This is a genomic window from Pseudomonas sp. NPDC086581, from assembly GCF_044746165.1.
In the GTDB taxonomy this organism is placed as follows: domain Bacteria; phylum Pseudomonadota; class Gammaproteobacteria; order Pseudomonadales; family Pseudomonadaceae; genus Pseudomonas.
Genome location: NZ_JBIVBR010000013.1, coordinates 1 through 12,889 on the forward strand (window position 1 = coordinate 1; position 12,889 = coordinate 12,889).

General features: G+C 67.4%; 9 protein-coding genes and 1 pseudogene. 5 read left to right on the forward strand and 5 right to left on the reverse strand.

Annotated elements, in window-relative coordinates:
- Positions 1 to 121: 121 nt before the first annotated feature.
- From ACIPK7_RS23825 to ACIPK7_RS23845, 5 genes and pseudogenes are all read right to left on the reverse strand, one after another.
- Complete coding sequence (locus ACIPK7_RS23825) at positions 122 to 649, reverse strand: hypothetical protein (RefSeq protein ID WP_401090595.1); 528 nt, start codon at positions 647 to 649, stop codon at positions 122 to 124.
- Between the two features lie 63 nt (positions 650 to 712).
- Positions 713 to 2,029, reverse strand: coding sequence for an NAD(P)/FAD-dependent oxidoreductase (locus tag ACIPK7_RS23830; protein WP_401090597.1), 1,317 nt, complete (start codon positions 2,027 to 2,029; stop codon positions 713 to 715).
- Positions 2,030 to 2,220: 191 nt separating this feature from the next.
- A pseudogene (locus tag ACIPK7_RS23835) lies at positions 2,221 to 2,894 on the reverse strand (S8 family serine peptidase).
- Positions 2,884 to 4,611, reverse strand: a complete 1,728-nt coding sequence (locus ACIPK7_RS23840) for an ABC transporter ATP-binding protein (RefSeq protein ID WP_401090599.1) — start codon at positions 4,609 to 4,611, stop codon at positions 2,884 to 2,886. Before ACIPK7_RS23840 ends, ACIPK7_RS23835 begins: the two are co-directional and overlap by 11 nt.
- Positions 4,611 to 6,509: a sigma-54-dependent Fis family transcriptional regulator gene (locus ACIPK7_RS23845; protein WP_401090601.1), complete on the reverse strand. Its 1,899-nt coding sequence runs from the start codon at positions 6,507 to 6,509 to the stop codon at positions 4,611 to 4,613. The genes ACIPK7_RS23840 and ACIPK7_RS23845 overlap by 1 nt, the downstream gene beginning before the upstream one ends.
- Before the next feature lie 250 nt (positions 6,510 to 6,759).
- Here ACIPK7_RS23845 and ACIPK7_RS23850 point away from each other — a divergent pair, with 250 nt between their 5' ends.
- The 5 genes from ACIPK7_RS23850 to ACIPK7_RS23870 all read left to right on the forward strand — a co-directional run bounded on the left by ACIPK7_RS23850 (position 6,760) and on the right by ACIPK7_RS23870 (position 12,884).
- A complete protein-coding gene (locus ACIPK7_RS23850) occupies positions 6,760 to 7,164 on the forward strand; it encodes a MerR family DNA-binding transcriptional regulator (protein WP_401090603.1) in 405 nt (134 codons plus the stop codon).
- 57 nt (positions 7,165 to 7,221) lie between these two features.
- The gene (locus ACIPK7_RS23855; protein WP_401090605.1) at positions 7,222 to 8,385 is read left to right on the forward strand and encodes an isovaleryl-CoA dehydrogenase; all 1,164 of its coding nucleotides are present in this window, start codon (positions 7,222 to 7,224) and stop codon (positions 8,383 to 8,385) included.
- A 122-nt stretch (positions 8,386 to 8,507) separates the two neighbouring features.
- Positions 8,508 to 10,115: a carboxyl transferase domain-containing protein gene (locus tag ACIPK7_RS23860; protein ID WP_401090607.1), complete on the forward strand. Its 1,608-nt coding sequence runs from the start codon at positions 8,508 to 8,510 to the stop codon at positions 10,113 to 10,115.
- A 10-nt stretch (positions 10,116 to 10,125) separates the two neighbouring features.
- Entirely contained in the window at positions 10,126 to 10,923 is a 798-nt protein-coding gene (locus ACIPK7_RS23865) for a gamma-carboxygeranoyl-CoA hydratase (protein WP_401090609.1), read from the forward strand.
- A complete protein-coding gene (locus ACIPK7_RS23870; RefSeq protein WP_401090611.1) occupies positions 10,923 to 12,884 on the forward strand; it encodes an acetyl-CoA carboxylase biotin carboxylase subunit in 1,962 nt (653 codons plus the stop codon). Before ACIPK7_RS23865 ends, ACIPK7_RS23870 begins: the two co-directional genes overlap by 1 nt.
- Positions 12,885 to 12,889 lie beyond the last annotated feature (5 nt).

Consider the following 12,889-nt stretch of genomic DNA (forward strand, 5'->3'; position numbering starts at 1 on the left):
GGCATGCATGCGCGTACTGATCGTGCGGATCAACGCGATGGTGAGAGACGGCACCGGTTGGAGGACAGGTGCCGTGTGAAGACAGTTGCTCCTACGCTGCCGTCAACATCAGTACAAACAATCAGGGCTTGCCCACGCCCTGCTTCAGCTGAAGAAGCTCACGCGTGCTATGCCGCAGGTTCTCGGCCAGGCTGCCCTGCTCGTTGAAGCAGTCCTCGACGAGCCAGCCGCCAGCCGTGCGATGCAGCAGCAGGCCAAGATCGCGGTCCTCCCCCGTCAGCGCATCCTTGAGCACCACCTGGGCCTTGATTCGCTCGTCGTCTACGGCGTCGAAGTCCAGCGACTTCACCTTGATATCGCCCCAGTCCTGGCAATCGCACAGCGGGTCGCCACCCAGGTACCCCAGTTCACCACCGGCAGCCTCCTGGTCCGCCTTCATCAAGGCGATCAGCGAAGCGTCGAAGACATCCGTCTCCTTGAGCTTGCCGTTCGGCACACCGGGGCCGTCAGGCGTGTAGCTGGCGTAGATCTGCCGCAGGAAGCGCTCCGCGCTGGCGGTATCGGCCGCCGGCGTCGAGGCCGCGAGCGAAGTATCGAAGAGCGTCAGCAGGATCAGCGACAGGGCAAAGGCGGAGCGCAGGAAGGCCATGGGATTCTCCATCGGGCAGCCGGGCATCATCGCCCAGCGCAACCTCGAAAATCCGTGAAGTGGTTAAAGCTGCGGTCGATAGCCCTGGGCGAGCAGCCAACCCTGGAAGGCTCGACGGCGCTCCGGTGGCAGGTCCGCCAGTACCTGCGCCTCGGGCTCTGCACGCAGCCGCCGCAGCCAGGGCGCCAGCTCCAGGCCGTCGAGATGCCAGATGCCCAGCGGCTGGTCGGCGCTGACCACTACTTCCGCCTCGTCGACGAACTCGCCCTTGAGCACCGGGGCGCGCTCGATGCGCAGGCTGGAGAAGTCCGCCGGCACGTGGCTCGGCTGTTCGTCCGGCCAAGCGCGACGGGCCTGCCAGAACGGCTGATCGGCCCACCGCGTTTCGCTGGCATAGAAGTCACGGCCGACGCGGGCAAAGCGCAGAAATAGTTGCTCGACCCGTTGCTGATGGAAGCGCCGGGCCAATGCCGCGCGCTCCGGCGCGCGCAGCAGCGTGTTGATCACCAGCGGCGCCTGCAGGGCCGAAGACAGCGACTGGAAGATGCCATTGCCGGACAGCGGGTCCACCGCCATCGCCGCATCGCCCACGCGAATCCAGTTGTCGCCACAGGCTTCCAGGCAGAGGATCGCCGTGCTGCTGCGGGCGTGCAGGTCCAGTTCGCGTTCGGCGGCATCGCCGAAGAATTGCCGGACCAGCGTCGACGCATTGCGGCGCTCGCGGCAGTAATCGAGCAACTGCTCGCGGGGCGGCAACTGGCTGCTGGCGACATCCAGGGTGAGCTGCCAATAGCAGCGCCCGTCCGCCAGCCGCGCCATCCACGCCCAGCCGTCGGCCAGGCTTTCCACCGCCGTCGCCACTACACCGGGCTCGCCCTGCCAGCGATTGAGCAGGCTGAGGGTTTCCGGGCCGCGCCGGGCTTTCATTCCGTTCTGGTTCAGCGGCGCCTGCCGGCCTCGGGCCTCGACCAGGAAGGCGCCCTGCGCTTCGCGGCCGCCTTCGAGCTTTATGCGCCAGCCGGGGGCTTGTTCCGCCACAGCCAGCACCTGGGCTTCGATCAGTTCGACGCCGGCCTGCTTCAGGTCCTCGCGCAGCCCGGCATCGAAGCGCGGGCGGTCGAGAATGCATTCGATGTTCTGCGCGCTTTCCAGGCCATTCCAAAGCACGCGGCGTTGCGACGGCGGTGCAGCGCAGTCCAGTGCGTGCTTGAGGCCTGAGTTTCGCAGGCCTTCCAGCACCCGCTGGGACACACCTTCCACCGCAGCGAAGCGACGCCATTCACTGATCACGGTGACGGGGTATCCGAGGCGGCGCAGGCCGAGGGCGACCGCCGCTCCGGCAGGGCCGGCGCCGAGGATCAAAATGGGGAGGTTACTCATGCGGCGGCTGCCCTCACCCTAGCCCTCTCCCAGAGGGAGAGGGGACTGTTCGGTGCGCAGGGAGGCTTCTGCACACGCCGGAAACGACAGGACAGCTCCAGAGATGAACGCTCGACGAGCACGGCTCCCTCTCCCTTCGGAGCGGGGCGCGCAGCCAGGGCTGGGGTGAGGGAAATGAAGGTCACCGTCACTCACAACCCCACCCTCCGCTCAATCCCCCGAAAAGCCGCCCGCTCACGCATCACCTCGATGAGTTGCACATTCGACAGCTCCGGCCTCTCAACCAGCAGCGCCGCCAGATGCCCACTGAAGGCCGCACACCCCAGGCTCGCCCCGGAGCGCGCGCCTACTTTCACCGCCGCACCGAAATCGGCCTGCGCACTTTCCAGCCAGGACCACTCGCCCTCGCCGCAACGGGCATCGCCGGTCACCCGGATCACGCCCGGATAGCTCGCCGGAAACACCGGCTCGCCCCGCGCCGGGCTGGACGCGCAGACCAGCACGCCGGCCTCGATCAGCTCCGTCACGGCCTCGCGCAGGATCGGCCGGTCCTGGCGCACGCCCAGGCTCAGGTTGATCACCCGCACGCCCTGCTCGCGAAGCCAGTGCAACGCGGCGGCGATCTGCAGCGGGCTGGTCACGCCGCGTTCATCGAAGACCTGGGCGACGCATAGGCGAGCATCCGGTGCATGGGAAAGGATCGCTGCGCAGACAGCGCTGCCGTGGCCCAGCAGATCAACCGACAATGGCAGTCGGTCCAATCCATCATCGGCCAGGCGGAAGCGCTGGCCACTGATGACCGACGCAGCCTGTTCCTCCGAATGCCCGCTATCGATTACGCCGACCAACACAATTCAGGCCTCATGCTGCTGCACCGCCTGCGCCTCACGCACCCGCATCTGCCCATCCTGCAATTCAAGATGCAGGTCGGCGGCAGCCAGAGTCGAGGTGCGGTGGCTGATCAGCAGCCGCGTGCGCCCGGCGAACAGCCGGTCGATAGCCGCGATCACCTCCCGCTCGGTGCTCTCGTCCACCTGCGAAGTGGCTTCGTCGAGCACCAGGATCAGCGGGTCCTGCAGCAGCGCGCGGGCGATGGCGATGCGTTGTTTCTGCCCGCCGGAAAGCTGCTGGCCACGCTCGCCCAGCGGGCTGTCGAGGCCTTCGGGCAGGCTGGCGATCAGGCTGTCCAGCTGCGCCGCGCGGGCGGCCCTGTCGATGGCCTCGCGGCTCGACTCGGGCGCGCTGTAGGCCAGGTTGTCGGCGAGGCTGCCGCGGAACAGCACGATGTCCTGGCTGACCACCGCCACGCGCCGGCGCAGGGCGTGCAGGTCGAGTTCGCGCAGGTCCACGCCGTCGAGCAGGATGCGCCCCTGGTCAGGATCGTAGAAGCGTTGCAGCAGATCGATCAGGGTGCTCTTGCCGACCCCGGACGGGCCGCTCAGCGCGACCTTGAGGCCGGCGGGAATCACCGCCTGCACATCCTGTAAAACCGGCTGCACACGGCCAGGCCAGGCGTAGTGCAGATTCTCCAGGCGCAGCTCGCCCACCGCCGGCATCGGTCGTGGTGCGGCAGGTGAAACGATGGTCGCTTCTTCGCCGCGCAGCTCCATCACCCGGCCGAGGCTGACGGTCATACGTTGCAGCGCGACGTACAGGCCGAGCAGGCTCTGCACCGGCCCGATGGCCATGCCCAGATAGGTGGAAAAAGCGATCAGCGAACCCAGCTGCCAGGTGCCCTGCACCACCCAGTAACCGCCGACCAGGAAGGCGCAGGCGCGCGACAGCGACATCAGCGTACCGGGCACCGCCTGGGTGAAGAACTCGGTGAGTTGCAGGCGTAGCAACTGGCCCAGGTAGCCCTGCCCCAGCCCTTCCAGGCGCCCGGCTTCGCGGGATTGCTGGCCGGCGGACTGGATGAATTTCATGGCCGGCAGCGTCTCGACGAAGAACGACGAGAGGTCCGCCGAACGCTCGCGCAGGCCGCGCGCCTCGCGCTCCACCTTGCGCCGCATCCAGCGCAGCCAGAGCACGTCCAGCGGGATCAGCAGCGCCACCAGCAGCGAGAGCTTCCAGGACAGGGTGAGCAACAGCACCAGCGCACCGACCAGGCCGATCACGCTGGAGACCGCGGAGAACAGCGAGTCCACGGCGAAGCGCTGGATCTCGGCGACGTCGCCGTCGAGCCGGGACATCAGGTCGCCGATGCGACGGCGGCCGAAGAAGCTCGGCGAAAGCGTCTGCAGGTGGCGGTACAACGCATCGCGCAAGGCGAACAGGATGCGCCCGGACAGCCGCGTGTGCAGGTAGCGGTTAAGGCCGGACAACGCCGTACCCGCCAGGCCGACGATGATCATCGCCACCGCCACCGTCACCAGCACCGGGAAGTTCTTCGCCAGCAAGCCGTCGTCGATCAGCGTCTTGGTCAGCCAGGGCTGCGCCAGCACCAGCAGGGATGCGCAGAACGACAACCCGAGCAGGCCGGCGATGGCCGCCTTGTGCGGCCTCACGAAGCCGTACAGCCAACGCAGCGAAGCCTTGAGCGCCTGGGGATCGTCGCTCTCGATCAGGCGGGTGAAGAACATCAGCCCACCTTGAGTTGCTTGAGCTTGCGGTACAGCGTGGCGCGGCTGATGCCCAGCGCATCGGCAGCGGCGGAAACGTTGCCCTGGTGGCGCTCCAGCGCCTGGCGGATCAACTCCAGTTCGTTCTCGCGGATGCTGCCGCTCTGCGGCCGCTCGCCGGCGGCGAGTTCGTCGAGAGTGCTGTCGGGCAGATGGTCGAGGCCAAGTTCCTCCTCGCCCTCCTCGCGCATGGCCAGCGCGGTGCGCAGGACCATCTCCAGCTGGCGGATGTTGCCCGGCCAATGGTATTCGCGCAGCAGGCCGAGCAGTTCGGCGGAGAGTTTCACCTTCGGCGCGCCCAGGCGTGCCAGTAGACCTCTGGCGAGTTCGGCGAGGTCGTCGCGTTCGCGCAGCGCCGGCAGCTTCACGCTGATGCCGTTGACGCGGTAGTAGAGGTCCTCGCGGAAGTGCTTTTCCTCCACCAGGCGCTTGAGGTCGCGGTGGGTGGCGCAGATCAGCGCGACGTCGATGTCCTGCTCTTCGCCAGCGCCCAGCGGCGCCACCTTGCGCTCCTGCAGTACGCGCAACAGCCGCGCCTGCAGGGCCAGGGGCATATCGCCGATTTCATCGAGGAACAGCGTGCCGCCGTGGGCCTGCAGCAGCCGTCCGACCATGCCGCCGCGCCGAGAGCCGGTAAAGGCGCCGTCGCGGTAGCCAAAGAGTTCGGACTCGATCAGGCCCTCGGGAATCGCCGCGCAGTTCACCGCGACGAAGGGCTTGTCGCTGCGCGCGCTGGCCTGGTGCAGGGCACGGGCCACCACTTCCTTGCCGCTGCCGGTTTCGCCCAGCAGCAGCACGGGCAGTTCGTTCACCAACCCCTGGCGCGCCATGCGCAGGGCACGGGCGTAGCGGGGGTGATTGCCGGCCAGAGCTTCGAGTTCGGGACCGGCCGCCGGGCGCGGCGCACGCGTACTGACCGGCACCGCATGGCTGCGCAGCGGCGCTTGCAGGGTCTTGTAGAACAGCTCGCCCTTGGGCGTCTGCAGGCTGCCCACGCCGCCCTGGTATAGCCGCGCGATGAGCTGCTCACCGCGCACGCCGAGGAAATCTTCACTGCGCCGGCCGACGAGGGCTTCTCGGTTGGCGCCGAGCAACTGGCAGGCCTGGCCGCTGACGGCCAGCACCTTGCCGTCCAGCCCCAGCGCCAGCAGGCCCTGCCAGGCGGAATCCAGGTACTGGCGGCGGTAATGGAAGGCGATCACCACCTGCCCCGGATGGCTGACGGCGAACAGCCGCGCTTCGATCTGGAACACCGCGAGGCTGAGCAGCGAGAGGCTTTCGCGCGGGCCGGAGAGCGGCCCTTCACGGGTCATGTCGAGCACGCCGAGCAGCGTGCCCTGCGGCCCTTCGATGGGCACCGAGGTGCAGGAGAAGCGGCTCAGGCGGTCGAGGAAGTGCTCGCCGCAATCGATTTGCGTGGCGCGCTTCTCTACCAGCGCGGTGCCCAGGGCATTGGTGCCGCGCGAGGCTTCGCTCCAGCAGGCGCCCTGGACGATGTCGGCCAAGCCCTTGCTCTGCATGCGCTCGCGGGCGCCTTCGACGGACAGGATGGTGGCGTCGGCATTGGCCAGGATGATCACGCCGTCATGGCCCTGGCGCTGTTGCAGGTAGTCGAGTTCGGGGGTGGCGGCGTCGAGCAAAACGCGATTGCCGGCCAGCAGCACGTCGGGCTTCACCCGCGTATCGAGGCCGTGCTCGGTGCCGCTCGCGCAGTCCAGGCCATGGCCGACGCTGCGCCGCCAGGAGGCGTCGATTTCCTCGCGGAGCACGCCGCTGGGGACTTCGCCTTCCTGTTGCAGGCGTTCACGGGCCAAATGGGCTTCGCGCAGCAGGTCGCTGCTTATTGTTCTTGTAGTCATGCATCGCTCCGGTAGGTTCCGTGCCCCATTTCAGGGATGTCAGGGCGCGGAACTCGCAGGCTGGTCAGGGCTGTGTACACCCGCAGACGGCGTCAGTAAAGGGGAAGCCCCAAGTAGGAAAGTCTAGTAGGAAGCAGCAGGCAATTCCCGCGCCACTCCCCCGTCCTTCGCCGCCTTCGAGTTGTATTGACACTGACTCAAGGCAGGTTTACGTTAACGTAAAGGTAAACGACCTAGCAAGAGCATTCCCATGGCCACGACCTACACCATCTCCGAGCTTGCCCGCGAACTGGACGTCACCACCCGCGCCATTCGTTTCTACGAGGAACAAGGCATGCTCAGCCCCGAGCGCCGCGGCCAGGAGCGCATCTACAGCGCCAAGGACCTGGTGGCTCTGAAGCTGATCCTGCGCGGCAAGCGCATCGGCTTCTCGCTGGCCGAGTGCAAGGAGCTGATCGACCTCTACGACCCCAGCAGCGGCAACACCAAGCAGTTGCAGACCTTCCTCGACAAGATCACCGCGCGCCGCGCGCAGCTGGAACAGCAGTTGCTCGACATCGAGCAGATGAAACTGGAACTGGACACGGCCGAGGAGCGCTGCCTGGCGGCCATGGCCGAGACCGACAAACCCCGCAAGCAGCGCGTGCCGAGCTGACCTCGACGCCCTGCTCCGCTCTCTCATCAGATTACAAATACAAGTACAGGTGATTCCATGAGCTACCCCTCCCTCAACTTCGGCCTCGGCGAAACCATCGACATGCTGCGCGAGCAGGTGCAGGGCTTCGTCGCCAGCGAACTGGCCCCGCGCGCCGCGCAGATCGACGCCGACAACCTGTTCCCCATGGACATGTGGAAGAAGTTCGGTGACATGGGCCTGCTCGGCATCACCGTCGCGGAGGAATACGGCGGCGCCAACATGGGTTACCTGGCCCACGTCATCGCCATCGAGGAGATCAGCCGTGGCTCGGCTTCGGTCGGCCTGTCCTACGGCGCGCACTCCAACCTGTGCGTCAACCAGATCAAGCGCAACGGCAACGCCGAGCAGAAGGCCAAGTACCTGCCCAAGCTTATCAGCGGCGAGCACATCGGCGCCCTGGCCATGAGCGAGCCCAACGCCGGCTCCGACGTGGTGTCGATGAAGCTGCGCGCCGAGAAGCGCGGCGACCGCTTCGTCATCAATGGCAGCAAGACCTGGATCACCAACGGCCCGGACGCCAACACCTACGTGATCTACGCCAAGACCGAGCCAGAGAAAGGCGCCCACGGCATCACCGCGTTCATCGTCGAGCGCGACTGGAAAGGCTTCAGCCGTGGCAGCAAGTTCGACAAGCTGGGCATGCGCGGCTCGAACACCTGCGAGCTGTTCTTCGATGACGTGGAAGTGCCGGAAGAGAACGTGCTGGGCGCGGTCAACGGCGGCGTGAAGGTGCTGATGAGCGGCCTGGACTACGAGCGCGTCGTCCTCGCCGGCGGCCCGATCGGCATCATGCAGGCCTGCATGGACGTGATCGTCCCCTACATCCACGACCGCAAGCAGTTCGGTCAGAGCATCGGCGAGTTCCAGCTGATCCAGGGCAAGGTCGCCGACATGTACACCCAGCTCAACGCCAGCCGCGCCTACCTCTATGCTGTCGCCCAGGCCTGCGACCGTGGCGAGACCACCCGCAAGGACGCCGCCGGGGTGATCCTCTACACCGCCGAGCGCGCCACCCAGATGGCCCTGGACGCGATCCAGATCCTCGGCGGCAACGGCTACATCAACGAATTCCCCACCGGCCGCCTGCTGCGCGACGCCAAGCTCTACGAGATCGGCGCCGGCACCAGTGAAATCCGCCGCATGCTGATCGGCCGCGAGCTGTTCAACGAGACCCGCTGAACACTGACCCCCTTGCCTTTGTAGGAGCGAGCTTGCTCGCGAACCGCCTCATGCAGAGCTTCGCGAGCAAGGGCTAGGCGCCCCCTCGCTCCTACAGGTCTTTTCCCGCTCGTGGAGACCCTATGACCATCCTCGGCACCCAACTCAACACCCGTTCCCCGGAATACGCCGCCAACGCCGCGACCATGCTGGAGAACGTCCAGGACCTGCGCACCGTCCTCGGCCGCGTCCACGAAGGCGGCGGCGCCGCCGCCCAGGCCAAGCACACCGCACGCGGCAAGCTGCTGGTGCGCGAACGCATCAACCGCCTGCTCGACGCCGGCTCCCCCTTCCTCGAAGTCTCCGCCCTCGCCGCCCATGAGGTGTACGGCGAAGACGTCGCCGCCGCCGGCGTGGTCGCCGGCATCGGCCGCGTGGAAGGCGTGGAATGCATGATCGTCGGCAACGACGCCACGGTGAAGGGCGGCAGCTACTACCCGCTGACCGTGAAGAAGCACCTGCGCGCCCAGACCATCGCCCAACAGAACCGCCTGCCCTGCATCTACCTGGTGGACTCCGGGGGGGCCAACCTGCCGCGCCAGGACGAGGTCTTCCCCGACCGAGAGCACTTCGGCCGCATCTTCTTCAACCAGGCCAACATGAGCGCCCAGGGCATCCCGCAAATCGCCGTGGTGATGGGCTCCTGCACCGCCGGCGGCGCCTACGTGCCGGCGATGAGCGACGAGACCATCATGGTGCGCAACCAGGCCACCATCTTCCTCGCCGGCCCGCCGCTGGTGAAGGCAGCCACCGGCGAGGTAGTGAGCGCCGAGGACCTCGGCGGCGCCGACGTGCACTGCAAGACCTCCGGCGTGGCCGACCATTACGCCGAGGACGACGAGCACGCGCTGGCCATCGCCCGCCGCTGCATCGCCAACCTCAACTGGACAAAGCAGGGCCAGCTCAACACCCGCGCCCCGCGCGCGCCGCTGTACGCCAGCGAGGAGCTGTACGGGGTGATCCCGGTGGACAGCAAGCAGCCCTTCGACGTGCGCGAGATCATCGCCCGCCTGGTCGACGGCAGCGAATTCGACGAGTTCAAGGCGCTGTTCGGCACCACCCTGGTGTGCGGCTTCGCCCACCTGCACGGCTACCCGGTGGCGATCCTCGCCAACAACGGCATTCTCTTCGCCGAAGCCGCGCAGAAAGGCGCGCACTTCATCGAACTGGCCTGCCAGCGCGGCATCCCGCTGGTATTCCTGCAGAACATCACCGGCTTCATGGTCGGCCAGAAGTACGAAGCCGGTGGCATCGCCAAGCATGGCGCCAAGCTGGTCACCGCGGTGGCCTGCGCGCAGGTGCCGAAGTTCACCGTGATCATCGGCGGCAGCTTCGGCGCCGGTAACTACGGCATGTGCGGTCGCGCCTACGACCCGCGCTTCCTGTGGATGTGGCCCAACGCGCGGATCGGCGTGATGGGCGGCGAGCAGGCCGCCGGCGTGCTGGCCCAGGTCAAGCGCGAGCAGGCCGAACGCGCCGGTAACGCGCTGTCGGCCGAGGACGAGGCGAAGATCAAGGCGCCGATCCTCGAACAGTACGAGCGCCAGGGCCACCCCTACTACTCCAGCGCGCGTCTGTGGGATGACGGCGTCATCGACCCGGCACAGACCCGCGATGTGCTAGGCCTGGCCATTTCCGCCTCGCTCAACGCGCCTGTCGAAGCCACGCGCTTCGGCGTCTTCCGCATGTAAGGCCGCAGCCATGACCGACTATCAGAACATTGAGCTTGATATCGACCCGCGCGGCGTCGCCACTCTCTGGCTGAACCGCCCGGAGAAGAACAACGCCTTCAACGCCCAGACCATCGCCGAGCTGATCCAGGCGCTGGCTGCCGTGGTCAGCGACGAGCGCGTACGCCTGGTCGTGCTGCGCGGCCGCGGCCGGCACTTCTGCGGTGGCGCGGACCTGGCGTGGATGCAGGAATCCGTGCAGCTGGACTATCAGGGCAACCTCAACGACGCCCAGCAGCTCGCCGAACTGCTCTACAACCTGCACCAGCTGAACAAGCCGACTCTCGCCATCGTGCAGGGCGCGGCCTTCGGCGGCGGCGTCGGACTGGTGGCCTGCTGCGACATGGCCCTGGCCGCCGAGGACGCGCAGTTCTGCCTGTCCGAAGTGCGCATCGGCCTGATCCCCGCGACCATCGGCCCGTTCGTCACAAAAGCCATCGGCCAGCGCGCCGCCACCCGCTACGCCATGACTGCAGAACGCTTCAGCGGCATCCGAGCCCGCGAACTGGGCCTGGTGGACGAGCACTACCCGGCCGCCGACCTGGATGACGAAGCCGACGCCTGGATCGCCAACCTCATGAACAACAGCCCTGCCGCCCTGGTCGCGTGCAAGGCGCTGTTCCACGAAATCGGCGCGGGCGAACTCACGCCTGAGCGCCGCCGGTATACCGAAGCCGCCATCGCCCGTATCCGCACCAGCCCCCAGGGGCAGGAAGGCCTGCGCGCCTTCCTGGAGAAACGCAAACCGGCCTGGCAGGAGCAAGTCTGATGAAGAAGATCGATACCCTGCTGGTGGCCAACCGCGGCGAGATCGCCTGCCGCGTGATGCGCACCGCCAAGGCCCTGGGCCTGACCACCGTGGCCGTGCACAGCGCCACCGACCGCAACGCCCGCCACGTCGAAGAGGCGGACATCGCCATCGACCTGGGCGGCGCCAAACCGGCTGAAAGCTACCTGCGCGCGGACGCCGTGCTCGCCGCCGCGAAAGCCGCCGGCGCCCAGGCCATCCACCCCGGCTATGGCTTCCTCTCGGAGAACGCCGGCTTCGCCCGCGCCTGTGAAGAGGCCGGGCTGGTGTTCCTCGGCCCGCCGGCCAGCGCCATCGACGCCATGGGCAGCAAGTCCGCCGCCAAGGCGCTGATGGAAACCGCCGGCGTGCCGCTGGTGCCCGGCTACCACGGCGAGGCGCAGGACTACGCGACCTTCCAGCGCGAAGCGCAGCGCATCGGCTACCCGGTACTGCTGAAAGCCGCCGCTGGTGGCGGTGGCAAGGGCATGAAGGTGGTGGAGCGCGAGGCCGAACTGGCCGAGGCGCTGGAATCCGCCCAGCGTGAAGCGCAGTCCGGTTTCGGCGACTCGCGCATGCTGGTAGAGAAGTACCTGACCAAGCCGCGCCACGTGGAAATCCAGGTGTTCGCTGACCAGCACGGCAACTGCCTGTACCTCAATGAGCGCGACTGCTCGATCCAGCGCCGCCACCAGAAAGTGGTGGAAGAAGCGCCGGCTCCGGGCCTCTCGCTGGAACTGCGCCAGGGCATGGGCGAGGCCGCCGTGCGCGCCGCCCAGGCCATCAGCTACGTCGGCGCCGGCACCGTGGAGTTCCTCTACGACGAAGGCAGCGGCCAGTTCTTCTTCATGGAAATGAACACCCGCCTGCAGGTAGAGCACCCGGTCACCGAAGCCATCACCGGCCTCGACCTGGTCGCCCTGCAGATTCGCGTTGCCCGTGGCGAACCGCTGCCGATCACCCAGGCACAGGTGCCGCTGATTGGCCACGCCATCGAAGTACGCCTCTACGCCGAAGACCCCGAAGGCGGCTTCCTGCCCGCCAGCGGCCACCTCGCGCTGTACCGCGAACCCGCCGCCGGCCCCGGCCGCCGGGTGGACAGCGGCATCCGCGAGGGCGACGACATCTCGCCGTTCTACGACCCGATGCTGGCGAAGCTGATCGCCTGGGGCGAGAACCGCGAGGAAGCCCGCCAGCGCCTGCTGTCGATGCTCGGCGAAACCGCCGTCGGCGGCTTCAAGACCAACCTGGCCTTCCTGCGCCGCGTGCTGGCCCACCCGGCCTTCGCCGAGGGTGAGCTGGATACCGGCTTCATCGGCCGCTACCAGGATGACCTGCTGCCCGCGGCCACCGCCCTGCCTGAGCGTTTCTGGCAGCTTGCCGCCGAAGCCTGGGTGCAGAGCGAAACCGCCCGCGTGCGTGGCGACGACGCCCATTCGCCGTGGTCCGCCCAGAGCGGCTGGCGCAGTGGCCTGCCGGGGGAAACCGACCTGCACCTGCTGGCCAAGGGCGAGTCGCATGTCGTACGTCTACGCCACGCCGACGGCCAGCGTATCGCGAAGCTCGACGGGCAATGGCTGGATGTAAAGGATGGTGAAGTTCGCCGCCGTCACCAGGTTATCCGCCGTGGCGACAGCCTCTATCTGGAATGGAACGGCGAGCTGGTCAGCGTGCAGCGCTTCGACCCGATCGCCGAGGCCGAAGCCGCTCACTCGCACCAGGGTGGCCTGGGCGCGCCGATGAACGGCAGCATCGTGCGCATCCTGGTCGAACCCGGCCAGAGCGTCGAAGCCGGCGCCGCGCTGGTGGTGCTCGAAGCCATGAAGATGGAACACAGCATTCGCGCGCCGCACGCTGGCGTGGTGAAATCGCTGTATTGCAGCGAAGGCGAACTGGTGTCGGAAGGAACGGCGCTCGTCGAGCTGGAAGAAGCACCGGCCTGACGCCG

Excerpts from the sequence above, each read along its gene's own strand:
- ACIPK7_RS23825 (WP_401090595.1), bottom strand. The coding sequence starts at position 649 with ATGGCCTTCCTGCGCTCCGCCTTTGCCCTGTCGCTGATCCTGCTGACG.
- ACIPK7_RS23830 (WP_401090597.1), bottom strand. The coding sequence starts at position 2,029 with ATGAGTAACCTCCCCATTTTGATCCTCGGCGCCGGCCCTGCCGGAGCG.
- ACIPK7_RS23840 (WP_401090599.1), bottom strand. The coding sequence starts at position 4,611 with ATGTTCTTCACCCGCCTGATCGAGAGCGACGATCCCCAGGCGCTCAAG.
- ACIPK7_RS23845 (WP_401090601.1), bottom strand. The coding sequence starts at position 6,509 with ATGACTACAAGAACAATAAGCAGCGACCTGCTGCGCGAAGCCCATTTG.
- ACIPK7_RS23850 (WP_401090603.1), top strand. The coding sequence starts at position 6,760 with ATGGCCACGACCTACACCATCTCCGAGCTTGCCCGCGAACTGGACGTC.
- ACIPK7_RS23855 (WP_401090605.1), top strand. The coding sequence starts at position 7,222 with ATGAGCTACCCCTCCCTCAACTTCGGCCTCGGCGAAACCATCGACATG.
- ACIPK7_RS23860 (WP_401090607.1), top strand. The coding sequence starts at position 8,508 with ATGACCATCCTCGGCACCCAACTCAACACCCGTTCCCCGGAATACGCC.
- ACIPK7_RS23865 (WP_401090609.1), top strand. The coding sequence starts at position 10,126 with ATGACCGACTATCAGAACATTGAGCTTGATATCGACCCGCGCGGCGTC.
- ACIPK7_RS23870 (WP_401090611.1), top strand. The coding sequence starts at position 10,923 with ATGAAGAAGATCGATACCCTGCTGGTGGCCAACCGCGGCGAGATCGCC.